Here is a 23,922-nt window from a genome sequence, read left to right as displayed (position 1 = left end):
CGACCACCGTGGCCTTCGCGCTCCGCAAGCGCGGCCCGAGCACCTTCGAACGGGCCGCCGACGGCTCCATGACGCTCATGGAGCACATCCGTGAGCTGCGTACCCGCCTGTTCCGCGCCTCGCTGGCGATCGTCACGGGCCTGATCGTCGGCTTCTGGCTGGCTGACCCGGTCTTCCTGGTGCTGAAGCGGCCGTACTGCCGGCTGCCCGACACGACTGACGCGCTCGGACAGTGCCAGGACCTCCTGGCCCTGACGCCGACGACCGGTTTCATCCTGAAGCTGAAGCTCGCCCTGTGGATCGGCCTGATCGTCGGCGGGCCGGTCTGGCTCTACCAGCTCTGGGCCTTCATCGCGCCCGGCCTGCACCGGCACGAGCGCAAGTGGGCCTACCTCTTCGTGTCGATCGCCGCGCCGCTGTTCGCGGCCGGCGCGGTGCTGGCCTACGTCGTGGTCGACAAGGGCCTTGGGTTCCTGATGGACTCCGGGGTGGGCGGGCTGTCCAACCAGTTCGAGGTCTCCGCGTACATCGGGTTCGTCACGAACATGATCCTGCTGTTCGGGGTGGCGTTCGAGTTCCCGCTGATCCTGCTCATGCTGAACTTCGCCGGCCTGGCCAGCGCGAAGCGCCTGCTGAGCTGGTGGCGCGTGGTGATCTTCATTTCGTTCGCCTTCGCCGCCGTCGCCACGCCGGACCCGGGCCCGTTCGGCATGACGCTGCTGGCCACCGCGCTCTCCCTGCTCTACTTCGTCGCGGTCGGGGTGGCCTTCCTCAACGACAAGCGGCGCGGCCGGGGCCGGGAGATGTACTCCGGCGTCGGCGACGACGAGGTGTCGCCGTTGGACCTGACCGCCGATCCGGTCGGGGCGGGGCAGCGGGTCGATGCGGTCGCCCCGATCGGAGTGCCGGAACCGGTCGCCGCCCCCGCGCCGATCGAGCGCCGCTACGACGACATGACCTGAGCGGTCGCCGGTCACCGACGCGCGAACGCCGCCCCGAATGGGGGCGGCGTTCGGCGTAGCGGGGGGTGCGGCCGTCACAGCCGCGCCAGGAGCCGGTCGAGCGCCGGGGGCACCCGGGCGGGTGGGAGCGCGTCGGCGAGCAGGTCCGCGTAGCGGGCCTTGCGTCCGGAGCGGGTGCCGATGAACCGGTGGAGCTGGGCGGCCAGCGGCCGGTCCTGCTGGGCGGGCTGGCGCTGGAACCGGTGAAACGAGCGCAGCTCGCCGGCCGCCTCGACGACCTGCTCGACCGCCGCCACCCCGAGGGCGCGGATCAACTCGTCCTCCAGGTCTGCCACGCACACCTGGAAGCCGAGGGCGGCCAGCCGCTCGCGGGACGGGGCCGCGCCCAGTCCGGCCCGCTCCAGGCCACGCCGGACGTACCCCTCCTCGGCGACGTCGTAGAGGCCGGCGAGCCTCCGGTCGAGGCCGCGGGGGCCGAACAGGTCGAGGAAGTGGCCGATGTTGGTGATCCCGCCCATCGGCACGATCGCCACCTCGTCCAGCGAACGCCCACCTCGCCGGGCCAGCGCCTCCAGCGCGCGCCGGTCGCTGGCGCCCTCGACCAGCACCACCGTGGGCGCCCGCAGACCGGCCGCCCGGTGCAGGCTGGTCCGCAGCAACTCCACCACCCACCTCCCGCCTCGCCGCCACCATGCCCGCGGCGGCGCTGCCCGGCAAGTGGTATTCGCGTCCGGTGACGACCGTGACCGGAGGCGGCGCGGGGACTCGGCCCGGTGGCTGTTCAGGCCACCCGGCGGATGCTGCCCGGCAGCGGGGCGGGCACGGCGTCCGGGTGCAGGATCGCCGCGATGGCCGCGACCCCGTCGACGAGTCGGGGACCCGCGCGCACGATCAGCCCGTCCGCGTCGAGGGCCCAGACCTCCGCGTCGGGGAAGTGCGGTGCCACCGCGGCCGCCTGCACGGCCGCCCCGTCGAGGTGGAAGCCGCACGGGGTGACCAGCACGACCTCCGGCGCGGCCGCGGCCAGCGCCGCCCAGGTCGTGGGGGCGGAGCGGGCGCCGGGATGGGCGGCGACCGGGTCGCCGCCAGCCGCGCGGACCTGGTCGGGGATCCAGTGCCCGGCGCCGAACGGGGGGTCGACCCACTCCACCACCGCGACCCGCCGCCGCGTCCGGCCGGCCACCGCGGCGGCAACCTCCGCCAGCCGCGCCCGCAGGCCGTCGACCAGCGCCTCCGCCCGATCCGGTACGCGGGCCGCCGCCCCCACGGCGAGGATCGTGCCGAGCACCTCCTCCAGGGTGTACGGATCCAGCGACAGCACGTCCGCCCGGCAGCCCAGGTGGTCCACGGCGTCGGCCACCCGGCCGGCCGGCAGGGCGCAGACCCGGCACAGGTCCTGGGTGAGGATCAGGTCCGGGTCGAGCCCGGCCAGCGCGCCCGCGTGCAGGGTGTAGAGGTCGGCACCGGCGGCCAGCTGCCCCTTGACGTAGGCGTCGATCTCGCCGGGGCTCATGCCCCGGGTGTCGCGGCCGCCCACCACGACGGTCATGGCGGCCCGGTCGGCCGCCGGCAGCTCGCATTCGAAGGTGACCCCGACCAGGTCCTCCGCGAGGCCCAGGGCGTAGACGATCTCGGTGGCGGACGGCAGCAGGGAGACCAGGCGCATCCCGTCATCCTGCCCGCCGCCGGTACGGGTGCCGCGGCGCCCCCGCGTCTGGCCGATCCGGACGTGCCCACCCAGGACCGGCGATAGGCTGGGTCCGCGCCAGGGGAGCACGGACGGATCGGTCGTCGCCGCTGCGCGGCCACGAATCCGCCCGGGGACCGTCCGCTCCGACGGCGATCACGCGGGAGGCGGTGCGGTGTCGGATCCCATCGGGGCGTTCTTCGACCGGCTCGCCGGCGGCGGGCACCAGCGCCTGCTGCGCAAGACCCGCGGCACCGTCCGGTTCGAGCTGACCGGGGAGGACGGTGTCGAGCTCTGGCACCTCACCATCGCCGACGGGCGGGTCGAGGTGTCCCGGGACGAGCGCGCGGCGGACGCGGTCATCCACACCGATCGGGCGCTCTTCGCCCGGATGGCGCGGGGCGAGATCAAGCCGCTACCGGCGTGGCTGCGCAACGACATCACCACGGAGGGCCAGTTCCGCTTCATCGTCCTGCTGGAACGGCTCTTCGCCGCGCCGCCCGGCGCGCGACACCCGCGCGCCGTGGCCCGTGACCGCCGGGAGCCGGGATGACCGCGAACATGGTCCGGGTACTGGACGGCAACATCTTCGTGCTCAGCGCGGACAGCGGTGACATCGAGCCGAGCGTCGCCCACCCGTCGGGCTTCTTCGACATGGACACCCGTTTCCTGTCGCTGTGGCGGCTGAGCCTCAACGGGGAACGGCTGCACGCGCTCTCCATCGCCGAGCGGGACTACTTCGCCATGCGCTTCTTCCTGGTGCCCGGCGAGCCGACCCACTACGTGGACGCGAAGGCCTCGGTGATCCGGGAGCGGTCCATCAACGCCGGCGTCTTCGAGGAGCGGCTGACCGTGCTCAACCACGACCGCGAGCCGGTGGAGTTCACCGTACGGATGGACGTGGCCAGCGACTTCTCGCCGCTCTACATGGTCACCCGGGAGTGGGTACCGATGGGTGACCTCTACCGGCGGGTCGAGGACGGATGCCTGCGGCTCGGCTACCGCCGGGAGAAATTCCGCCGGGAAACCGTGATCTCCACCAGCGAGCCGGCCGCCGTCGACGAGCGCGGTCTGACGTACACCGTCCGGGTGGAGCCGAACCGGGAGTGGACGACGACGCTGCGGGTCCTGGCGCTGGTGCTGCGGCCGGACGGCCGGGACGTGCGGGAGCCGCTGGACCGCCGGCCCCGACGGACCACCGCGGAACAGCAGGAGGACCTGGCGACCTGGCTGGCCCGGGCGCCGCAGCTGACCTGCGACTGGGCCGCGGTCACCGCCACCTACCGGCGCAGCCTGGTCGACCTGGCCGCGCTGCGGTACTCGCCGCTCGCCCTCCCGACCGAGGCGATGCCCGCGGCCGGCCTGCCCTGGCACGCCACCATCACCGGCCGGGACAGCATCCTGACCAGCTTCCAGGCGCTGCCGGTCGCCCCGGAGCTGGCCGGGGCCACGCTGCGGATGCTCAGCACCGACCAGGGCACGGTGCTCGACGACTTCCGCGACGAGGAGCCGGGCAAGATCCTGCGCGAGTTCCGCTACGGCGAGCTGACGGCCTTCGAGGAGCGGCCGGAGTCGCCGTACTACGGCAGTGCCGACGTCACCCCGCTCTACGTGATCCTGCTGGACGAGTACGAGCGGTGGACCGGCGACGCGGCGCTGGTGCGGGAGTTCGAGGACGAGGCCCGGGCCGCGCTGAACTGGATCGACGAGTACGGCGACCTCCTCGGCGACGGGTATGTCCGCTACCGGCGGCGCAACGAGCGGAACGGCCTGGAGAACCAGAGCTGGAAGGAATCCACGGAGGCCATCTGCTACGCCGACGGCCGGCTGCCCGAACCGCCCCGCGCCACGTGCGAGTTGCAGGGGTACGCGTACGACGCGAAGCGGCGCGGGGCCCGGCTGGCCCGCGAGTTCTGGGGCGACCCGGCGTACGCGGACCGGCTGGAGCGGGAGGCCGCCGCGCTGCGGGAGCGGTTCGAGCGGGACTTCTGGATCGCCGACCGGGGCTACTACGCGCTGGCGCTGGACGCGGAGGGTCGGCAGGTCGACGCGCTCGCCTCCAACATGGGGCACCTGCTGTGGAGCGGCATCGTCGACGAGTCGCGGGCCGCCCAGGTCGCCGCGCACCTGCTCGGTCCGCGGCTCTTTTCCGGCTGGGGGGTGCGGACCCTGGCCGAGGGGCAGGCGCGGTACAACCCGCTGGGCTACCAGGTGGGCACCGTCTGGCCGTTCGACAACGCGCTGATCGCCTGGGGACTGCGCCGGTACGGCTTCACCGAAGAGGCGGGCCGGATCGCCGAGGGGATCATCGACGCGGCGCACTACGTCGATGGCCGGCTGCCGGAGGCCTTCGCCGGCTACCCCCGGGAGCTGACGCGCTACCCGGTGCTCTATCCGGGGGCGAACAGCCCGCAGGCCCTGGCCACGGGCGCGACATTCCTGCTGTTGCGGGCCCTGCTCGGGCTGGAACCGGTGGGTGAGCACCTGGTGATGGAGCCGCGGGTGCCGGCGCGGTTCGGCCGGGTGGAGCTGCTGGACATTCCCGGGCGGTGGGGCCGGATCGACGTGATCGGCAGCGGGCTGGCCCGCGCGGACGCCAGCTGACGTAGGTTGGCGGACGTCCGGGCCGGGTCCAGCGTTCCGCGGGGCGCCGGCCCGTCCGGCCCGACTGCCCACCACCGCCCACCCGGAGGACATCCCGTCATGCGCGCCACTGTGATCCACGGACCGAACGACATCCGGGTCGAGGAGGTGCCGGACGCGGCCGTCCGTACCCCCGGCGACGCCGTCGTCCGCGTCGTGCTCGCCTGCATCTGCGGTAGCGACCTGTGGGCGTACCGCGGCGTGGCCAAGCGCCAGCCCGGGCAGCGGATCGGCCACGAGTTCCTCGGCGTGGTCGAGGCCACCGGGGCCGAGGTCAGCTCCGTGCGGGTGGGGGACCTGGTGGTGGCCCCGTTCGTCTGGTCCGACGGCGTCTGCGACTTCTGCCGGGAGGGCCTGCAGACCTCCTGCCCGCACGGCGGCTTCTGGGGCGAGCCCGGCTCCGACGGTGGTCAGGGTGAAGCGGTCCGCGTCCCGTACGCCGACGGCACGCTGGTCAAGCTGCCCGCCGAGGCGGCGGGCGACGAGCGGCTGCTGACCGCGCTGCTCGCGCTGTCCGACGTGATGTGCACCGGCCACCACGCCGCCCTGGCCGCCCGGGTGCGCCCCGGCGCCACCGTGGCCGTGGTCGGCGACGGCGCGGTCGGCCTCTGCGGGGTGCTCGCCGCCCGGCGGCTCGGGGCCGAGCAGATCATCGCGCTGGGCCGGCACACCGCCCGTACCGACATCGCCCGCTCCTTCGGCGCCACGGACGTGGTAGCCGAGCGGGGCGAGGCCGCCATCGCCGCCGTCAGGGAGCTCACCAAGGGGCAGGGTGCGCACGCCGTGCTGGAGGCGGTCGGCACCGAGGAGTCGATGCGTACCGCGATCTCCATCGCCCGCGACGGCGGCGCGGTCGGCTACGTCGGCGTGCCGCACGGCGGCAGCGCCGGCGTGGACATCGGCCAGATGTTCGGCCGCAACGTCGCGCTCGGCGGTGGCGTCGCACCGGCCCGGGCCTACCTCCCGGAACTGCTCGCCGACGTCCTCGACGGCACCATCGACCCGTCGCCGGTGTTCGACCGGTCGGTCTCCCTCGACGCGGTGCCGGACGGTTACCGGGCGATGGACGAGCGCACCGCGCTGAAGGTCCGCATCACCTTCTGATCCTCACCGGGATCTCGTGGGGCACGGAGGCGCTCCCTACGCTCGCGTCGTGCGCTCCTCCCGCCGCCGGCCGGGCTGCGGGGCCCGCCGGTCGAGGAGCAGGCCGCCCTGGTGGAGGCCGCCGTCGTCGCCGCCGCGCTGCGCGGCAGCGGGGCGAGCCCGCCGGCCTCGCCCGAGGGGGCCAGCGAGGCGCCGTTTCACGACCCGGACGCCGGCGACCTTGGCGCGGCCGACCAGGTGACCTGGCTGGCCCGGGTGCCCCCGGGCGATGGCCACCCCGACGGTCGCGGCGATCCTCGGTCGAGAGTAGGCCGTCTCCCCTGGTGGGCGGCGCCGGTCGTACCGTACGGTGCTCGCCGTGACCGCGCACGATCATGTCCCGGCCGGCTCCGTCGCCGTGCTCGCCAACCCGACCGCCGGCCGGGGCCGGCACCGTGGCCTGCTGCCCCGGCTGCTGGAGCGGCTGAGCGCCGGCGGTCGGCCGGTCCGGCTGCTGGCGGCCGGCACCCCGGCGGAGGCGGAGGCGGCGTGCCACGCCGCGGTCGCCGACGGCGCCGGCGCGCTGGTCGCCGTGGGCGGTGACGGCACGGTCCACCGGGCGTTGCAGGCGGTCGCCGGTACGGCGGTGCCGTTCGGCCCGGTGCCCGCCGGCACCGGCAACGACTTCGCGGTCGACACCGGCTTCCCCGCCGACCCGCTCGCCGCGGCCGACGTGATCGCCGCCGCGCTGCGCGACGGCCGCACCCACCCGGTCGATCTGGCCCGGCTGACCGACCCGGACGGTGGTGCCGAGCGCTGGTACGGCGCGGTCCTGGCCGCCGGCTTCGACGCGATCGTCAACGAGCGCGCCAACCGGATGCGCTGGCCGCGCGGCCCGCGCCGGTACGACCTGGCGATCCTGGTGGAGCTGGCCCGACTGCGCCCGCGCCGGTACACCCTGCGCCTCGACGGTGCGGAGCTGGAGCTCGACGCGGTGCTGGTGGCGGTGGGCAACTGCGCCAGCTACGGCGGCGGCATGCGCATCTGCCCCGATGCCGACCCGACCGACGGGCTGCTGGACGTGGTGGTCGGCGGGCGGTTCGACCGGCGCACCCTGATGCGGGTGAAGCCGCGGATCTACCAGGGCACGCACGTCGACCACCCGCTTGTGCGCACCTATCGGGCCCGGACCGTGGAGTTGGTCGCCGCGGGCATCACCACGTACGCCGACGGGGAGCGCGCCCTCGACCTGCCGGTGCGGATCAGCGCCGTGCCGAGGGCGGTGCGGCTGCTGCGCTGACCGCCGTGCCGCCGACGGGACCCGGGTCGCCGGCGGTGGACCCGTCCGCCGCCGTGCCGCCCGTGACGAGGGCGGGCGCGCCGACCGGTTCCGGGGTGGGGTGCGACGGCTCGGCGTCGGCGGCAGGCGGCGCCGACGGGGCGGGGGCCGGCGCGCCGGCCCGGACCGCGCCGATGCTGGCGGCGATCACCAGGCCGATCGCGATGATCTCCACCGGGCGCAGCTCCTGGCGCAGGACGAGCCAGCCGGCGAGGGCGGCGATGGCCGGGCCGAGACTCATCAGCACGGCGAAGGTCGCGGTGGGCAGCCGGCGCAGCGCCAGCAGTTCCAGGGTGTACGGCAGCACCGAGGCGAGCGCGGCCAGCCCGGCGCCCAGGCCCAGCACGGCCGGATGCCACAGCCGGGAGCCGGCCCCGACCAGCCCGATCGGCAGCGTCACCAGGGCCGCCACGGTGAGCGCCAGGGCCAGTCCGTCGGCGCGCGGGAACCGGCCGCCGACCCGCGCCGAGCAGACGATGTACGCCGCCCACATCGCGCCGGCCCCCAGCGCGAGCCCGGCGCCCACCGGGTCCAGCCGGGCGAACCCGCCCTGGCCGAGCAGGGCCACCCCGGCCAGCGCCAGCCCGGCCCAGCACCAGGCGGCCCGCCGGCGGGCGGTGCACACCGACAGGGCGAGCGGCCCCAGCACCTCCAGGGTGACCGCCGGACCGAGCGGGATGCGGTCGATGGCCTGGTAGAAGATCGAGTTCATGCCGGCCAGGGCCAGCCCGAAGGCGACCACGGACGCCCAGTCGGCGCGGTCGTGGCCGCGCAGCCGCGGCCGGCACACCACCAGCATCAGCAGCGCGCCGATGGCCAGCCGCAGCGTCACCGCCCCGGCCACCCCCGTGTGTGGGAAGAGCAGGGCGGCCACCGCCGACCCGAACTGCACCGACAGCGCCCCGCCGAGCACCAGCCCGACCGCCCCGAGCTGGCCCCCGTGTGGGCGGCGCCGGGTGTGGGCAGGGTGTCCGATCGTCATGCCCGTGACGCTAGACGGGCAGGTGGGGACCCGATCCGCCGGGCCGGCGGCTCAGCCCGGCCGGCCGGTCGTCGGCGACCCGCCGGCCCGGTAGTCGCGCGCCGGAACGCCGTACGCGGCCCGGAAGGCGCGGCTGAAGTGCGCCGGATCCCGGAATCCCCACCGCGCCGCAATGACGTGGATGGGCTGGTCCCGCAGCACCGGGTTGCGCAGGTCCCGGCGGCAGCGTTCCAGGCGCCGCCGGCGGATCAGCCCCGCGACGGTCTCGTCCCCGTCGGCGAAGAGCCGGTGCAGGGTGCGCAGCGAGACGTGGTGGGCCCGGGCGACCGTCTCGGGGTCGAGGTCCGGCTGGGCGAGGTGCCGCTCGATGAACTCCGTGACCTGCAGCCGGGTGACCTGCTCGCGCGTCTCCGGCGGCAGGCACGTCGCGGCGTCCGCGTGCCGCGCCAGGGTCGCGCACACCAGGTCGAGGGCCACCTCGCCGAGCCGGGGCGCCTCGGCCGAGGCGTACTGCTCGGGGTGTGTCACCACCTGCTTCAGGAACTGCGCCAGCAGGCGGCCCATCCCCTGCTCGGCAGGCATGACGGCGGCGAGCAGCCGGTTCACCCGGTCGGGGGACAGCGGCAGCCGGGCGTGCGGGATGTGCAGGCAGATCGTCGACGTGTACGCCGTGTCCGGCGCCCGGTGCTCCGCCTCGTACGGGCGGGAGGTGTCGAAGAAGGTGAACGCGGTCCGGTCGATGGTCGACTCGTTGCGGGCCTGGCTGATGGCGCTGAACCCGGCGATGGGCAGGGCCAGCTGGAACATCTCCGGGTCGGCCTGCCGGATCTGCCGGGCGGTCCGCCGGGTGCGCAGGGTGGGGTAGCGGAACGAGGTCAGGTGCACGCCGTCCAGGTCGATCAGTTGCGCGACGGCGTCGAACGGAACCGACCGGTCTGTCCAGATGCTGGCCGGCCCGGCGCCGACGACAAAGTCCGCCCAGCGGTCGAATCGGTCGGCCGCCGGCACCAGCTGGGTGTCGAACACCTGACGTGGCAGGATCGCTTCCTCCCGGCGGCCGTCGACGGTCGAGCCCGCATGATACGGCAGCTCGCCGACCGCCCGCCGGTCGTCGGGCGAACGGCCGGTCACCGGTGCCGACCGGCGCGGGTCGCCGGCGCGGATCCCGGGCTCACGGCCCCGTCGCCAGGTCGAGCACCGCGCCGAGCCCGTTGTGCCGGCCGGGGTCGGCGGCCGGCAGCACCAGCACCGCGCAGCCGGCACTCACCGCGCCCGCGTCGGCCGGCGTGTCGCCGACCATCACCGTGCGCTCCGGGTCGACGCCGAGCATCGCGCAGGCGCGCAGGAAGATCCCCGGATCGGGCTTGCACCGCCCCACCTCGTACGACAGTGCGTACGCGTCGACGAGGCCGTCGAGGCCCCAGGCGGCGAAGAGCGGCCGGACGTCGAAACCGATGTTGCTGACCACGGCCACCTTCACCCCGGCGCGCCGCAGCTCCTTGAGCACCGGCTCGGTGTCCGGATACGGCACCCAGCCCGCGGGGATCAGCACCCGCTCGTACAGCGCCTCGGCGAAGCCGTCGATGCCCGCGTCCACCGTCTCCGCCAGCCCGGTGTACGCGCCCCGGTGGGCGTGCTCGTAGAGATCGCGGTCGGCCCAGAGCTCGGCCAGCCGGGGCGGGACCCGCGTCGGCCGCGGCCCGCCGGCCCGCCCGGCGGTGAGCAGCCGGTCGGCCAGCGCGGTGGCCCGCACCCGGTCCAGCTCCACGCCGCACGCGGCCGCGGCGGCCAGCACCCAGTCGCGCGGCTCCTCCACCTGGGCGAGCGTGCCGTGGAAGTCGAAGAGCACCGCCTCCACGGGGCGGCGGGACGGGCCCGGGCGGACGGCGTCGTCGGCGCCGCTCGAGGCGTGGGGGGGTTCGGCATGGTCCGGCACGTCGTGCACCCTACCGACCGCCTCCGATCGTCCCGCTGGACGGCCTTGTCCGGTGGTGGTCGGTCGGACCGATTAATCTTGGAGGCATGTCGAGCCCCGCCGAGCGGTACGCCGCGGCGCGCCGCCGGGCCGCGCAGGCCTCCGCCTTCCCGGCCCTGGACGAATTCGCCCGCGATCTCGGGTTCGACCTCGACGATTTCCAGCGGGAGGCGTGCCAGGCCCTGGAACGGGGCAGCGGTGTGCTGGTCTGCGCCCCCACCGGCGCCGGCAAGACCGTGGTCGGCGAGTTCGCCGTACACCTGGCCCTGCGCGGCAGGCCCGGGCAGCCGGCGCCGGCCGACGCGGCCGAGGGGGCGACCACCCGGCGCAAGTGCTTCTACACCACGCCGATCAAGGCGCTGTCCAACCAGAAGTACCACGACCTGGTCGACCGCTACGGCGCCGCCCAGGTCGGCCTGCTCACCGGCGACAACGCGATCAACGGCGACGCGCCGGTGGTGGTGATGACCACCGAGGTGCTGCGCAACATGCTCTACGCGGGCTCGACCACCCTCGAGGGGCTGGCCTACGTGGTGATGGACGAGGTGCACTACCTCGCCGACCGGTTCCGCGGCGGGGTGTGGGAAGAGGTGATCATCCACCTGCCCGCGTCGGTCACCCTGGTCTCGCTGTCCGCGACCGTCTCCAACGCCGAGGAGTTCGCCGACTGGCTGGTCACCGTCCGCGGCGAGACCGCGGTGGTGGTCAGCGAGCACCGGCCGGTGCCGCTGTGGCAGCACATGCTGGTGGGCAAGCGGATGTTCGACCTGTTCCACGACGCCGACGCCGCCCGCAAGCACGACGTGCATCCCGAGTTGCTGCGCTACACCCGCGACACGGTGCGCCGCCTGGAGCTGGGGGAGGGGCGCAGCGCCGGCCCCGGCGCCGGGCGGCGGGGCCCCCGCTGGCGCGGCCCGATGCGCCCCGACATCGTCGACCGGCTCGACCGGGAGGGGCTGCTCCCGGCGATCCTGTTCATCTTCAGCCGGGCCGGCTGCGCCGCCGCCGTGCAGCAGTGCCTGGCCGCCGGGCTGCGGCTGACCTCGCCGGAGGAGCGCACCGAGATCCGCCGGGTGGTCGAGTCGCGGGTCACCGCCATCCCCGGCGAGGACCTGACCGTGCTGGGCTACTGGGAATGGCTCGACGGTCTGGAGCGCGGCCTGGCCGCCCACCATGCCGGCATGCTGCCGGTGTTCAAGGAGGTTGTCGAGGAGCTCTTCGTCCGCGGCCTGGTCAAGGCGGTCTTCGCCACCGAGACCCTGGCGCTGGGCATCAACATGCCCGCCCGCTGTGTGGTGCTCGAACGCCTGGTCAAGTTCAACGGCGAGGCGCACGTCGACCTCACCCCGGGGGAGTACACGCAGCTCACCGGGCGGGCCGGCCGGCGCGGCATCGACGTCGAGGGGCACGCCGTCGTGGTCTGGTCCCCGGAGACCGACCCCCGGCACGTGGCCGGCCTGGCCTCCACCCGCACCTACCCGCTGCGGTCCAGCTTCCGGCCCTCGTACAACATGGCGGTCAACCTGGTCGGCACCGTCGGCGCCGACCCGGCCCGGGCACTGCTGGAGTCGTCGTTCGCCCAGTTCCAGGCGGACCGCTCGGTGGTCGGCCTGGCCCGGCAGGTGCAGCGCAACACCGAGACCATCGAGGCGTACGGCGCCGAGGCGGCCTGCCACCACGGCGACTTCGACGAGTACTTCACGCTGCGGGTGGCGATCGCCGACCGGGAGCGGGCCATCGCCCGGCAGGGCCAGACCCAGCGCAAGGCCGCCGCGGTCGCCTCCCTCGAACGGCTGCGGATCGGCGACGTGATCCGGGTGCCCTCCGGCCGGCGCGCCGGCCTCGCGGTGGTCCTCGACCCGGCGACCGGTGGCTTCGGCGAGCCCCGCCCGCTGGTGCTCACCCAGGACCGCTGGGCCGGCCGGGTCAGCCCCGGCGACTTCACCACCCCCGCCGAGGTGCTCGCCCGGATCCGGGTGCCCAAGCACTTCAACCACCGTTCCCCGGGGGCCCGGCGGGACCTGGCCGCCGAGGTCAGCGGTACCGGGCTGGACCGGCACGACGGTCGCCGGGGCGGGCGGTCCCGGCAGGCGGCCGGCGACGACCACCGGCTCAGCCAGCTCCGCACCGAGCTGCGCAACCACCCCTGCCACGCCTGCCCGGAACGGGAGGAGCACGCCCGCTGGGCCGAGCGGCGCCGCCGCCTCGAACGCGACACCGAGGAGCTGCGGCAGCGGGTCTCCGGCCGCACCGGCTCGCTCGCGCGCACCTTCGACCGGATCGTCGCGCTGCTCACCGCCCGCGGCTACCTGTCCGAGGACGGCGGCGTCACCGACGCCGGCCGGATGCTCGGCCGGATCTGGACCGAGGCGGACCTGCTGGTCGCCGAGTGCCTGCGCCGGGGCGTCTGGGACGGCCTCTCCCCGGCCGAGCTCGCCGCCGCCGTGTCGGTGGTGGTCTTCGAGGCCCGCCGTGACGTCGACGAGCGCGCCGGCCTGCCGCGCGGCGCGGTCGCCGACGCGGTCGACGAGACGCTCAAGCTGTGGGGCGACATCGAGGCGGACGAGGCCGCCCGGGGCCTCGCGGTCACCCGGGAGCCGGACCTGGGCTTCGCCTGGCCGATCTACCGATGGGCCCGGGGTGAGGCGCTGGCCAAGGTGCTCGCCAGCGGGCACGAGATCGACGGCGAGATGCCGGCCGGCGACTTCGTCCGCTGGGCCCGGCAGGTGGTCGACCTGCTTGGTCAGCTGGCCGACTCCGGCGGCGCGTCGACGGAGCTGCGCGCCACCGCCCGGCAGGCCATCGCGGCCGTCAACCGGGGCGTGCTGGCGTACCACGCCGCCGCTTGATCGTCACGTCCGGTCGGCCGGCCCGGGTCTCCCGGACCGGTCGACGGGTGCTGTCGGGGGGTGGGGTTAGCGTGTGGACAGGCGTCCAGCGCGAGCCAAGGGGAGAGCATGACCACACTGGAGAACCGGCCGAACACCGCACTTCTCGTTGTCGACGTGCAGAACGGCGTCGTCGCGGGAGCGCACGAGCGCGACGCGGTCGTCGCGAACGTCGGCAGCCTCGTCGAGCGGGCGCGACAGGACGGGGTCCCCGTCGTCTGGGTTCAGCACCACAGCGAGGAGCTGGCGCGGGGCAGCGACGACTGGCGGATCGTCCCCGAACTCACTCCGGGCGACGCCGAGCCGCTGGTCGAGAAGACCTACGGCGACTCCTTCGAGGACACCACCCTCGAGCCCGTGCTGTCCGGCCTCGGGGTGGGGCGACTCGTCGTGGTCGGCGCGCAGACCGACGCGTGCATCCGCTCGACGCTGCACGGCGCCCTCGTCCGGGGGTACGACGCGACCCTGGTCAGCGACGCCCACACGACGGAGGACCTGTCGGCCTGGGGGGCGCCGCCGCCGGACCAGGTCATCGCGCACACGAATCTGTACTGGACCCACCAGACGGCGCCGGGGCGGACGGCCGGCACGGTGGAGACCAAGGCGGTCGAGTTCGGCGGCACGTCCTGACGGCGGTGTCCGCGGCGCCGCCGGCCTGACCCCTGCGGTGGAGAGGCGCCCTCCGCCGGGTCAGGCCGGGCCGGCGAGGGCGTCCACGAGCCGCCGGCACGAGCCGGCCAGGTTCCACCGCTGCGCCAGCTCCAGCAGCCGGTCCGGGTTCTTGGGCGCCGTCGGCAGCGCGGTCGGCAGCTCCGGCAGCGGCACGTCGGTCGCCACCCGGACCACCTTGGGCGCCACCGCCAGGTAGTCCCGGGCCGCCGCGAGCTTGCTCCGCAGCCCCGGCGCGAAGCCGGCGTCCCCGTCGTCCAGCGCGGCGAGGATGCCGGGCAGGCCGCCGTACCGCTCGATCAGCCGGGCGGCCGTCTTCTCACCCACGCCCGGCACCCCGGGCAGCCCGTCACTCGGGTCGCCGCGCAGCGCCGCGAAGTCGGCGTACCGGTCGGCGGGGACCCCGTACCGGGCGCGGACCGCCGCGTCGTCGCAGTCGTCCAGCTTGGCCACCCCCCGCCCGACGTAGAGCAGCCGGACGCCGCGGGCGTCGTCGATCAGCTGGAACAGGTCCCGGTCGCCGGAGACCACCTCCGCCGGGCCCGGCTGGGTCACCGACAGCGTGCCGAGCACGTCGTCGGCCTCGTAGCCGGTGGCGCCGACCGACGTGATGCCGAGCGCGGCCAGCACCTCCAGGATCATCGGCACCTGCGGGGAGAGGGTGTCCGGCACCACCTCGCCGCCCTCCGGCGCCAACCGGTGCGCCTTGTACGAGGGCAGCAGCTCCACCCGCCACGCCGGCCGCCAGTCGTAATCCAGCGCGCAGACCATCCGGTCCGGCCGGCGGGTGCGGACGAGCTGGGCGAGCATGTCGAGGAAGCCGCGCACGGCGTTCACCGGCTGGCCCTCGGGGGTCTTCGCGGCCGACTCGGGGATGCCGAAGTAGGCCCGGAAGTAGAGGCTGGGGGAGTCGATCAGCAGGATCGGGGGTCGCTGTGCCACCCGGACAGCCTGGCACAGCCGTACGACGAGGTGGGGGAGGGCCGGATCGCGCCGGGGCGGGCGCGGTTGGCCGTCGGGTGAGTCACGGGCGCGTCCGCCGGGGAGACTGACGGCATGACGTTCGTACCCGGGCTGGTGCTCGCCCGGCGGTTCCACGACGAGGTGGTGGCTCCCCTGCTGGCCCGGCGGCTGCCCGGGCTCCGCTACGCCGCCGGCCTGCTCGACGGCGGCTCGGAGCTGCTCGGCGTGGACACCGAGCGCTCCACCGACCACGACTGGGGTCCGCGGGCCCAGCTCTTCGTCGCCGGCCCGGACGACGTGGGCCCCGTCCGGGCGGTGCTCGACGCCGAACTGCCGGCGGAGTTCCTCGGCTGGCCGACCCGCTTCGTCGGCGGCCCCGACGTCCGCCTCGGCGTCGTCGACGCCGACGGGGACCGGCACGGGGTGAGCGTGGACGAGCTGACCGGCTGGCTGCGCGACAAGCTCGGCTTCGATCCGCGCACCGGCGTCGGGGTGGACGACTGGCTCGCCACGCCCACCCAGCGGCTGGCCGAGCTGACCGGCGGCGCGGTCTTCCACGACGGCCTCGACGGGGCGCTCACCGCCGCCCGGGCCCGGCTGGCCTGGTACCCGGACGACGTGTGGCGGCACGTCCTGGCGGCCGCCTGGAGCCGGATCGGCCAGGCCGAGCACCTGGCCGGGCGGTGTGCCGAGGTCGGCGACGAGCTGGGCAGCCGGGTGGTGACCGCCGGGCTGGCCCGGGACCTGATGCGGCTCGGTCTGCTGGTGCATCGCCGCTGGCCCCCGTACGCGAAATGGCTCGGCACCGTCTTCGCCCGGCTGCCGGTGGCGACCCCGGTGGTCGACCGGCTGACCAGCGCCCTCGGCCCCGGCGGCTGGTCCGACCGCCAGGCCGGGCTGGTCGGCGCGCTGGAGACGGTGGCCGGCTGGACCAACGACCTGGGGCTGGCCGCGCCGGTCGACCCGACGGCCCGGCAGTTCCACGAGCGGCCGTTCCTGGTGCTCGACGCCGGCCGGTTCGCCGCCGCGCTGCGCGCCGCGATCGGTGACCCGGCGCTGCGCGCGCGGCCCTCGGTGGGTGCCGTCGACCAGTACCTGGACAACGTCGACGTCCTCGGCCACGCGCAGCGGGCCCGCCGGGTCGCGGCGGCGCTCCGGCCGGACTGACCGGGCGGCTCATCCGGTCGACATCCGTAGGTATCTTTCCTTGACCCACCACCTGTATGTAGCTAAGTTTCGATGAGCTGAGCTGCTTGGAGGCACCCGATGGAGCGCAGAACCTTCCTCACCGGCGCCGGAGCGGTCACCGCCGGCGCCCTCGCCACGACCGTGACCGCCTCACCCGGCAGTGCCGACCCGGGCATTCGCCTCGTCGAGACCGGCCTGGACGCGCTGGTGCGCTCCGACTTCGCCGAGCTGCGCGGGCAGCGGGTGGGGGTGATCTCCAACCCGACCGGCGTCGACTCCGCCTATCGGCACCTGGTCGACCTGATGCACGCCTCGGGCCAGGTGAACGTGGTCGCGGCGTTCGGTCCCGAGCACGGCTTCCGGGGCTCGGCCCAGGCGGGCGGCAGCGAGGGCACCGGCACGGACGCCCGGACCGGCATCACCGTCTACGACGCGTACGGCGCGTCGCAGGCCAAGTGGGAGGCCATGTTCACGCAGTCCGGAATGGACACCGCGGTCTTCGACATCCAGGACGTGGGGGCGCGTTTCTACACCTACATCTGGACGATGTACACCTCGATGCTCGCCGCGGCCCGGCTCGGCAAGCGGTACGTCGTACTCGATCGCCCGAACCCGGTCGGCGGCCGGGCGTACGGCCCGATGATGACCGCCGGCTACACCTCCGGGGTGGGTCTCAAGGAGATCGTGCAGCAGCACGGCATGACCGTCGGCGAGCTCGCGCGCTTCTTCAACGCCGAGTTCCTGCCCGCCGAGGCGGGACGGCCGGTCGAGCTGCACGTGGTGCAGTGCCGGCACTGGAAGCGGGACCGGCTCGCCGCCGACACCGATCTGCCCTGGGTGCTGCCCAGCCCGAACATGCCGACCACGGACACCGCGCTCGTCTACCCGGGCACCTGCCTCTTCGAGGGCGTCGCGTCGATCACCGAGGGGCGCGGCACCTGCCGCCCGTTCGAGCTGATCGGCGGCCTGGCGACGGACTTCGACTACCACTGGGGTGACCGGCTCAACGCCCGGAACCTGCCGGGGGTGCGGTTTCGGGAGGCGTACTTCTCGCCGACCTCGGCCGGGCAGAAGCCGGCGCTGCTCAACAAGCCCTGCGCGGGCGTCGAGGTCAAGATCGTCGACCGGGGCGCGTACGACCCGATCCGGACCGGGGTCGCGATGCTGGTGGAGGCGCGGAAGTACCCGGCGTTCGCGTGGCGGCAGGACGCCTGGGACCAACTGCGGCCGTACTGGATCGATAAGCTCACCGGATCGCCCCGGCTGCGCACGATGATCGACGCGGGCGCCGACGTGGCCGACGTGGTCGGCGCCTGGGCCGACGAGTTGGCCGCGTTCGACCGGCAGCGCCAGCCCTACCTGCTCTACTGACCGCCGCGGCCGGGCGGCGCGACGATGGCCCCGTCCCACCCGGCGCCGGTCCACGCGCGTTACCCGGGTGACCACCCAGGCCGCTGACCGGCCGTCCGCACGCCGAGCGCGTCCGGGCGGCTGGGTAGCAGGTCGGGGCGGTCCTGCGGCGGCGGTCCGGCGGTGGGGCGGTGTTCCAGTTTCATCCGGTAGAGGCGCTGGTCGGCCACCTGCATCAGGGTTTCGAGGGTGTTGCCGTCCTGCGGCGCGGTGGCCGAGCCGATGCTGACGGGGGCGTCCGGGCGCACCGCCGCGTCGATCCGGGTCAGCACCGTCCGCGCGGTGACGTCGTCCGCGTCCACCAGCACCACCACGAACTCGTCACCGCCGACCCGGGCGATGGCGTCCCCGGCGCGCAGCACCTCCCGGGTCGCGGCCACCGTCCGCTGTAGCAGCCGGTCGCCGGCGGCGTGTCCGAGGCGGTCGTTGACCAGCTTGAAGTCGTCGAGATCCAGACACAGCAGGGACGGGCCCGGGCGACAGCCGCTCCGGAACAGGTGCTTGGTGAACTCGGCCAGGCCGCGCCGGTTGAGGGCGCCGGTGAGCGGGTCGAGCTCCGCGAGCGAACGGAGCTGGGATCGCTGCCGCGCCAGGATCCGTGCCTGCGCGGAGCACACCGAGATCAGCACCACCATGGCCGCGACGTAGAGGAAGACGTGCCCGGGGGGCGCCGGTCGTCCCGTGGCGGCGACCGCGAGGTAGGTCCCGACGGTGAGCGCCGCGAGCCCCGTCATCAGCGGCAGGCGCGGGGTGTGGCTGGCGACGAAAACGGCCGTGGTCACGAAACCCACGGCGGCCGGTGAGGCGGCGCCGCCGTCCCAGTACGCGCCGAGCGTCGCCACGACGAGCGTGATCAGCAGGATGGTGAACGAGATGCGGTACCCCGAGGCCTTTGTGCTCACCTTCTGGGCTGCCCACAGGCCGACGAGGCCGGACGCCATTCCGCAGCCGTAGGCCGCGAGCATGAGGGACCGATGTGGCTGGTGCAAGGTCATCAGGCAGTAGCTGACGGCGATTCCGTGCGAGACGACGTGCAACGCCGCGGTGAGCAGCATCCTTCGCCGGCGCTCGTTCACCCGACTGTCCACCGCACCCACGGCAACCTGACGACGGATCCCGATGATCCGGCCGCGAATTCGGTCGCAGCGGCCGTGACCGTGATCCGGGTCGAGGCCGCTCCGACGTGTCCGACCACTCCGACATTCAACGATGTGCGTGAGGTGACGTCAATATTTCGTCGCGGTTACGTCTGCCCTGCGTACGTCCATGGTGGCTCAGCGCAACCTCGCATGTCTCGCCGTGCCCTTGCGCGACCGGCGATGTACTTCCCGCGGGCCGGGCGGGGTGAAACGGGGCTGCGTGAGGATGTTGTGGACGGCCGGCTCGACCACGTGGTGATGGCCGACCCGGAGGGCAATGAGTTCTGCGCGGTCTGATCGGCGAGCGGACCGGCCGGGCTCGATGCCTTCGTCCGCTGTTACGTCTGGCGGCTCCTCACCGATGCCATAGCTGAACCGTTGTCGCATCCTGAGGAGATATCCCATGTCGATCGCTCGGTTACTCGCCGGCACCGCGTTGGCCACCGCCCTCGTGGCCGTCGCCGCAACGCCCGCGCAGGCGGCTGTCAACGATCCGTTGTACGACAAGCAGTGGGGCCTGCGGCAGATCCATGCCGAACAGGCCTGGGGAGCCAGCACGGGAACCGGTGTGGTGATCGCGGTGGTGGACACCGGCGTCGACCTCAGCCACCCGGACCTGACGTCCAAGCTCGTGCCCGGCGCCACCTTCGTCGACTGCGGGCCGGCCTCCTGCGGCAACGGCGACTGGCGAGGCCCCAACGGCATGGCCGACGCCGGCGACGAGCACGGCACCCACGTGGCGGGCATCGCGGCCGCCGCCACCGGCAACGGTCTCGGCGTCGCGGGCGTCGCCCCCGACGCGGAGGTCATGCCGATCAAGGTGCTGGAGGCGGGCAGCGGCAGCTTCGCCGACATCGCCGCGGGCGTCCGCTACGCAGCCGACCACGGTGCCAAGGTGGTCAACCTGAGTCTCGGCGCGCTGCCGGGCTCCCAGGCCCTCACCCTCACCGGGCTCGAGTCCGCCGTCACCGAGGCGATCGCGTACGCGCAGGCGAAAGGCGTCGCCGTCATCGCCGCGGCCGGCAACGAGACGGCGCCCCTGTGCGACACCCCGGCCTGGGAGGCGGGCGCCCTCTGCGTCGCCGCCACCGACCGCAACGAGGTGAAGGCGTGGTACTCGAACCTGGGCGTGAAGGCTGACCTGAAGGCGGTGGCCGCCCCTGGTGGCGCCGGCCTGGTCAACTGCGACGACGACGTGTGGTCCAGCGTCCCGGTCGGCGCCGGCTCGGCGAACTGCGGGCAGGGCGACTACGACGCCTACGCGGGCACCTCGATGGCGACGCCGTACGTGTCGGGAGTCGCGGCCCTGCTCTTCGCCCAGGCGCGCAGCCTCGACAACGTGTACTCGGTGCTGATGTCGACCGCCCGCACCCCGGTCGTCGGGCTGCGCGGCGCCTACTCGCCGCCGTACGGCTGGGGAATCATCGACGCCCAGGCCGCCGTGGCCGCGCCCCGCACCTGACGTCGAGCGGAACGCCCGGCCGCGGGCAGCAACGCAGCCCCGCCTCGGCAACGCCATCCTGAGCCGGGGCTTCCCGCTGGCCCGGGCTGACTCCGGGCGATCTCCCGTCGCGCGACGCCCGCGCGGTGACTCATCGGGTCGATGATGGGCAGAGGAGCCGCTCCGCCAGTGGCAGCCGTAGCGGGTCCAGACAGAGGTTGACCAGAACGGGCTCCGACGACGGGGACCCGGTGGTCGGGTCCGGACCCGCGGTCGGATCCGTGGTCGGGTCCGTGCTCGGGGGCGGCGTCGGGGTCGGGGCCGGGCCGGTGGTCGGCGCAGCAGGGGTGGTCGGGGTCGGGGGGCCAGCCCGAACCGTGACCATGACGGTCGGCGCGGCGGAGGTGGCCCGGCTCGGCGGGCGCGGGCGCAGGACCGTTCCGGCTACGCCTGGCCCGGCACCGGTCGGCGCAGTCGGCGGCTCCGCGGCCGGCGACGCCGGCGCACGGCTGTCCGGTGTCGTCGACTCGTCGAGGCTCCTCTGGGCGGTGGCGCCGATGGTGTGCGACCCGCCGGTGGTGGCGACGCCGGCGCTTGAGTAAGCCCGGTACGGCGGGCCGCCGCGCTCCGCACCGAACGCGCCGACGGGCACCGTCGCGAAGGTCAACGCGACGACCGCGGCGACGGTGGCCAGCCGGCGATCGGGACGCACCGCGGTCAGCGGGGCGTGCTCCGGTTCGGCCGGTGGCGGTGGCGTCGGCCGCGCGCGCCGGTGGGCGTCCCGCAGGGCGTCGATCTGCGCGGCGACGGCGGCGCGTTGGCCGGCTGCGGCGGCGAAGGCGAGGGTGAGGTAGAAGCGGAAGTTCACGGTCGCGGCGGTCGGCACCAGCAGCCCGGTGAGCCGCCTTCCGTCGGTGGTGTGCAGCAGGGTGATCGGGGTGTCGGGGTGGTGCGCGGGTCCCACCATGTCCGCGTACGTCCACTCCCGCCCGCTCTCGCGCCCGGCGAAGGCCACCCGACGGTCGGTCACGACGGCCATGCCGGCGTCGACGACCCGCAGACCCCTCGGCAGGGTTCGGCCGGGTGCGTCGATGCTGGTGGTGGCGACGGTGAGCCCCGGCGTGGGTAGTCCGAAACCGTGCCGTGCCTCGGCCTCGACCAGTTCCGCGGCCGGCAGCACCCGGTAGATGACCTCGTCGTCGTCGAGGTCGACCGGCAGGCCGGTACGCGGCTGCGCGTACCCGCGGAACGTCGCGGCCTCGATCTGCAGCCGGATCAGTTGGTCGTTGCGCCGAACCCAGGCTTCGATCTCGGCGTGGTGCGCGCGGCGTCGCCGGTCGTTCTCGCGTTCCGCCCAGGTGATGCGCCATCGGGGCAGCGTGGCCGACGGGATCGTGTCGATGGCGGGGGATGTCGCCGTCACGCCCGGTACAACCGGTCGCGCGCCGTCCAGGAAACGCGCCGGGATCGATACTTCCCTTTGTTTGCGATAAGAAAAGATTGAGCAAGATTGAGCCGCGCCGCGGCTCTGCTCGACGGCCGCGCGGCGCTACCCGTCGCGATGGTCCGCCTGGTGGCCATGGTCGATCCGTGGGCGTCCTGGGGTGCGGGACCTCGTATTCGAAGAGGGCACGTCCCGCCATGAACAGTGCGGGTCATCCCTCGGCCCGGCCCGGCCGGTCGCTGCTGAATGGATGTCTGCCGTGCGGCCAAGGGGCAGGGGCGGGCGGACAGCCGGCGGCTGGCCGACCCCAACCACGGGCGGGGTCTATCCATGATCATCAGGCGTGCGGACGTACGGCGGCCACCTTGAGATCCCTTGCGCCATGCATCGTATACAACATACGCTCCCCGAATCGCCCACTTGAGGAGCTCCCAATGACGAACCTCTTCTTCAGCGAAACCAGCCCGGGGAGGCCCGCTCCACTCCGGGTCGCGGTGGCGGCGGTCGTTGCCTGCACCGTCGTGGCCTGCTCACCGGTGTCGGACAACGGGGGCGGCGGCCAGTCCGATGGGAACCAGTCGGCGAGCCAGGATTTCTTCGGTACGCCGGCCGACCCCGCTGCGGTGAAGCAAGGCGGCAAGCTGGTCATCGCACTCTCCGCGGAGCCCGACGCCCTGGACCCGAGCCTGTCGCGGAGCCTCTACTCGCGCTACGTCTTCCAGGCGATGTGCCAGAAGCTCTACGACGTGAACGAGCAGGCGCAGGTCGTGCCGCAGCTCGCGACCGCCCTCCCCACCATCAGCAGCGACGGTAGGACAGTGACAATCCCGCTGCGTCAGGGCGCACGCTTTGCGGACGGAACGCAGTTCGACTCCGCTGCGGTGAAGGCCACCCTGCAACGACACCTGACCCTCACAAGGTCGGCGCGCAAGAGCGAACTCGGCCCCATCGAGAACGTGGACACGCCTGATCCCCAGACGGTCGTCGTTCACCTGAAGCAGCCGTTCGCGCCCCTGGTCGGAGCGTTGGCGGACCGCGCCGGAATGATCATGAGCCCGAAGGCGCTGGGCAGCCTGGGAGAGAACTTCGCCTCGGCGCCGGTCTGCGTCGGACCCTTCAAGTTCGCCAAACGGGTGCCGCAGAACTCCATCGACGTCGTAAAGGACCCCAACTTTTACGACGCTGCGAAGGTCCACCTCGACGCCATCTCATGGCACATCCTCAGCGACGCGAGCATCCGCGCTGCCAACCTGCGCTCCGGCGACGCCCAGGTCGCCGACAGCATCTCCACCCAGGATGTCGGCTCGTTGCGAGCGGACCCCGCTGTCTCCGTCCTGCAGTCGCAGTCTCTCGGGTACCAGGGCCTCACCTTCAACATCGGCAACGTCGACGGCGTCGGGACACCGCCCAAGCCCATCGACCGTCCCATCGCGAAGAACGCCAAGGTCCGACAGGCCTTCGAGTACGCGATCGATCGGAAGGCCCTTGTTCAAGCGGTCTTCAACGGGCTCTTCGGTGTCGCCTGCTCGCCGATCTCTCCCGCCAGCCCGTTCTCGTCCCCGGAGGCGCAGACCTGCCCGGCGCACGATCCGGCCAAGGCCAAGCAACTTCTCAGCGAAGCGGGCGTTCAGACGCCGTATCCGGTGACGATGCTCGCGTCGAACACGCCCGACACGCTGCGCCTCGCGCAGGCGCTGCAGGCCATGGTCAAGGAGGGCGGATTCGACCTGAAGATCAATCCGGTGGAGTACTCCTCCCTGCTCGACGAGCAGGACCGCGGCAACTTCGAGTTGCTGCAGCTGGGCTGGAGCGGGCGGATCGACCCGGATGCCAACATCACGAACTTCGTCGGTACCGGCGGAAGCCAGAACGTCTCCGGCTACAGCAATACCCAGCTCGATGCCGTGCTGACCGAGGCTCGTCAGTCGAACGACGTCGAGGAGCGCAAGAAGCTGTACGGGCAGGCGGTGACGATCCTCCAGCAGGATGACGCGCTGATCTACCTCTACCGGCAGCGGAACCTGACCGCCGTCTCCAAGAAGGTGCAGGGCCTGCAGGTCTTCCCGGACGGCGTGATCCGAGCGGCCTTCGCCGGGTTCACCAAGTAGG

19 protein-coding genes are annotated in these 23,922 nt (G+C 73.8%); 11 read left to right on the top strand and 8 right to left on the bottom strand.

The window, feature by feature from the left end; genetic code table 11:
- Nucleotides 1-8: 8 nt before the first annotated feature.
- Nucleotides 9-962: a twin-arginine translocase subunit TatC gene (tatC, locus tag I8N68_RS21745; RefSeq protein WP_200213294.1), complete on the top strand. Its 954-nt coding sequence runs from the start codon at nt 9-11 to the stop codon at nt 960-962.
- A 74-nt stretch (nt 963-1,036) separates the two neighbouring features.
- On the opposite strand, the gene I8N68_RS21740 is transcribed toward tatC, so the two are convergent.
- Both I8N68_RS21740 and I8N68_RS21735 read right to left on the bottom strand, forming a co-directional pair.
- Nucleotides 1,037-1,627 (bottom strand): TOPRIM nucleotidyl transferase/hydrolase domain-containing protein, encoded by a 591-nt coding sequence (locus I8N68_RS21740; protein WP_307812919.1) that lies wholly within the window; start codon nt 1,625-1,627, stop codon nt 1,037-1,039.
- Nucleotides 1,628-1,743: 116 nt separating this feature from the next.
- Nucleotides 1,744-2,628 (bottom strand): ABC transporter substrate-binding protein, encoded by an 885-nt coding sequence (locus tag I8N68_RS21735; protein ID WP_200213291.1) that lies wholly within the window; start codon nt 2,626-2,628, stop codon nt 1,744-1,746.
- 196 nt (nt 2,629-2,824) lie between these two features.
- Between I8N68_RS21735 and I8N68_RS21730 the strand changes: the two genes are divergently transcribed.
- From I8N68_RS21730 to I8N68_RS21715, 4 genes are all read left to right on the top strand, one after another.
- Complete coding sequence (locus tag I8N68_RS21730) at nt 2,825-3,202, top strand: SCP2 sterol-binding domain-containing protein (RefSeq protein WP_200213288.1); 378 nt, start codon at nt 2,825-2,827, stop codon at nt 3,200-3,202.
- Complete coding sequence (locus tag I8N68_RS21725) at nt 3,199-5,253, top strand: amylo-alpha-1,6-glucosidase (protein ID WP_200213285.1); 2,055 nt, start codon at nt 3,199-3,201, stop codon at nt 5,251-5,253. The genes I8N68_RS21730 and I8N68_RS21725 overlap by 4 nt, the downstream gene beginning before the upstream one ends.
- Nucleotides 5,254-5,352: 99 nt before the next feature.
- A complete protein-coding gene (locus I8N68_RS21720; RefSeq protein WP_200213283.1) occupies nt 5,353-6,396 on the top strand; it encodes a zinc-dependent alcohol dehydrogenase family protein in 1,044 nt (347 codons plus the stop codon).
- A 349-nt stretch (nt 6,397-6,745) separates the two neighbouring features.
- Entirely contained in the window at nt 6,746-7,675 is a 930-nt protein-coding gene (locus tag I8N68_RS21715; protein ID WP_200213279.1) for a diacylglycerol kinase, read from the top strand.
- Here the strand turns inward: I8N68_RS21715 and I8N68_RS21710 are convergent.
- The 3 genes from I8N68_RS21710 to I8N68_RS21700 are packed head-to-tail and all read right to left on the bottom strand — an operon-like array spanning nt 7,638 to nt 10,632.
- A complete protein-coding gene (locus I8N68_RS21710; RefSeq protein WP_200213275.1) occupies nt 7,638-8,696 on the bottom strand; it encodes an EamA family transporter in 1,059 nt (352 codons plus the stop codon). The genes I8N68_RS21715 and I8N68_RS21710 overlap by 38 nt on opposite strands.
- A gap of 51 nt (nt 8,697-8,747) precedes the next feature.
- Nucleotides 8,748-9,827, bottom strand: a complete 1,080-nt coding sequence (locus I8N68_RS21705) for an AraC-like ligand-binding domain-containing protein (RefSeq protein WP_200213273.1) — start codon at nt 9,825-9,827, stop codon at nt 8,748-8,750.
- A gap of 40 nt (nt 9,828-9,867) precedes the next feature.
- Entirely contained in the window at nt 9,868-10,632 is a 765-nt protein-coding gene (locus I8N68_RS21700; RefSeq protein WP_200213270.1) for an HAD family hydrolase, read from the bottom strand.
- An 86-nt stretch (nt 10,633-10,718) separates the two neighbouring features.
- Between I8N68_RS21700 and I8N68_RS21695 the strand changes: the two genes are divergently transcribed.
- Together I8N68_RS21695 and I8N68_RS21690 are read left to right on the top strand one after the other, a co-directional pair.
- Nucleotides 10,719-13,520: a DEAD/DEAH box helicase gene (locus I8N68_RS21695; RefSeq protein ID WP_200213268.1), complete on the top strand. Its 2,802-nt coding sequence runs from the start codon at nt 10,719-10,721 to the stop codon at nt 13,518-13,520.
- 108 nt (nt 13,521-13,628) lie between these two features.
- On the top strand, nt 13,629-14,189 hold the full coding sequence (locus tag I8N68_RS21690) for a cysteine hydrolase family protein (RefSeq protein ID WP_200213265.1): 561 nt from the start codon (nt 13,629-13,631) through the stop codon (nt 14,187-14,189).
- 60 nt (nt 14,190-14,249) lie between these two features.
- Here the strand turns inward: I8N68_RS21690 and I8N68_RS21685 are convergent, their stop codons facing one another.
- Nucleotides 14,250-15,170 (bottom strand): 5'-3' exonuclease, encoded by a 921-nt coding sequence (locus I8N68_RS21685; protein WP_200213262.1) that lies wholly within the window; start codon nt 15,168-15,170, stop codon nt 14,250-14,252.
- A gap of 114 nt (nt 15,171-15,284) precedes the next feature.
- Here I8N68_RS21685 and I8N68_RS21680 point away from each other — a divergent pair, with 114 nt between their 5' ends.
- Both I8N68_RS21680 and I8N68_RS21675 read left to right on the top strand, forming a co-directional pair.
- The gene (locus tag I8N68_RS21680; RefSeq protein WP_200213260.1) at nt 15,285-16,358 is read left to right on the top strand and encodes a DUF4037 domain-containing protein; all 1,074 of its coding nucleotides are present in this window, start codon (nt 15,285-15,287) and stop codon (nt 16,356-16,358) included.
- Between the two features lie 99 nt (nt 16,359-16,457).
- Entirely contained in the window at nt 16,458-17,750 is a 1,293-nt protein-coding gene (locus tag I8N68_RS21675; RefSeq protein WP_200213258.1) for an exo-beta-N-acetylmuramidase NamZ family protein, read from the top strand.
- Between the two features lie 59 nt (nt 17,751-17,809).
- Here I8N68_RS21675 and I8N68_RS33980 read toward each other — a convergent pair whose 3' ends face one another.
- Nucleotides 17,810-18,877, bottom strand: coding sequence for a GGDEF domain-containing protein (locus I8N68_RS33980; protein WP_200213256.1), 1,068 nt, complete (start codon nt 18,875-18,877; stop codon nt 17,810-17,812).
- A 454-nt stretch (nt 18,878-19,331) separates the two neighbouring features.
- On the opposite strand from I8N68_RS33980, the gene I8N68_RS21665 reads away from it, so the two are divergent.
- Nucleotides 19,332-20,390 (top strand): S8 family serine peptidase, encoded by a 1,059-nt coding sequence (locus tag I8N68_RS21665; RefSeq protein ID WP_200213254.1) that lies wholly within the window; start codon nt 19,332-19,334, stop codon nt 20,388-20,390.
- A 130-nt stretch (nt 20,391-20,520) separates the two neighbouring features.
- Here I8N68_RS21665 and I8N68_RS21660 read toward each other — a convergent pair whose 3' ends face one another.
- On the bottom strand, nt 20,521-21,792 hold the full coding sequence (locus I8N68_RS21660; RefSeq protein WP_200213252.1) for a hypothetical protein: 1,272 nt from the start codon (nt 21,790-21,792) through the stop codon (nt 20,521-20,523).
- A 455-nt stretch (nt 21,793-22,247) separates the two neighbouring features.
- Here I8N68_RS21660 and I8N68_RS21655 point away from each other — a divergent pair, with 455 nt between their 5' ends.
- A complete protein-coding gene (locus I8N68_RS21655) occupies nt 22,248-23,921 on the top strand; it encodes an ABC transporter substrate-binding protein (protein WP_200213250.1) in 1,674 nt (557 codons plus the stop codon).
- Nucleotide 23,922: the final 1 nt, after the last annotated feature.

This window comes from Micromonospora coerulea, assembly GCF_016598485.1.
In the GTDB taxonomy this organism is placed as follows: domain Bacteria; phylum Actinomycetota; class Actinomycetes; order Mycobacteriales; family Micromonosporaceae; genus Micromonospora; species Micromonospora coerulea.
This window is presented reverse-complemented; position numbering and strand designations above follow the sequence as displayed.

Bases quoted from the DNA above. Each gene is read 5' to 3' on its own strand.
- I8N68_RS21725 (WP_200213285.1), top strand. From the start codon at position 3,199: ATGACCGCGAACATGGTCCGGGTACTGGACGGCAACATCTTCGTGCTC.
- I8N68_RS21735 (WP_200213291.1), bottom strand. From the start codon at position 2,628: ATGCGCCTGGTCTCCCTGCTGCCGTCCGCCACCGAGATCGTCTACGCC.
- I8N68_RS21720 (WP_200213283.1), top strand. From the start codon at position 5,353: ATGCGCGCCACTGTGATCCACGGACCGAACGACATCCGGGTCGAGGAG.
- I8N68_RS21710 (WP_200213275.1), bottom strand. From the start codon at position 8,696: ATGACGATCGGACACCCTGCCCACACCCGGCGCCGCCCACACGGGGGC.
- I8N68_RS21665 (WP_200213254.1), top strand. From the start codon at position 19,332: ATGTCGATCGCTCGGTTACTCGCCGGCACCGCGTTGGCCACCGCCCTC.
- I8N68_RS21695 (WP_200213268.1), top strand. From the start codon at position 10,719: ATGTCGAGCCCCGCCGAGCGGTACGCCGCGGCGCGCCGCCGGGCCGCG.
- I8N68_RS21680 (WP_200213260.1), top strand. From the start codon at position 15,285: ATGACGTTCGTACCCGGGCTGGTGCTCGCCCGGCGGTTCCACGACGAG.
- I8N68_RS21690 (WP_200213265.1), top strand. From the start codon at position 13,629: ATGACCACACTGGAGAACCGGCCGAACACCGCACTTCTCGTTGTCGAC.
- I8N68_RS21675 (WP_200213258.1), top strand. From the start codon at position 16,458: ATGGAGCGCAGAACCTTCCTCACCGGCGCCGGAGCGGTCACCGCCGGC.
- I8N68_RS21655 (WP_200213250.1), top strand. From the start codon at position 22,248: ATGACGAACCTCTTCTTCAGCGAAACCAGCCCGGGGAGGCCCGCTCCA.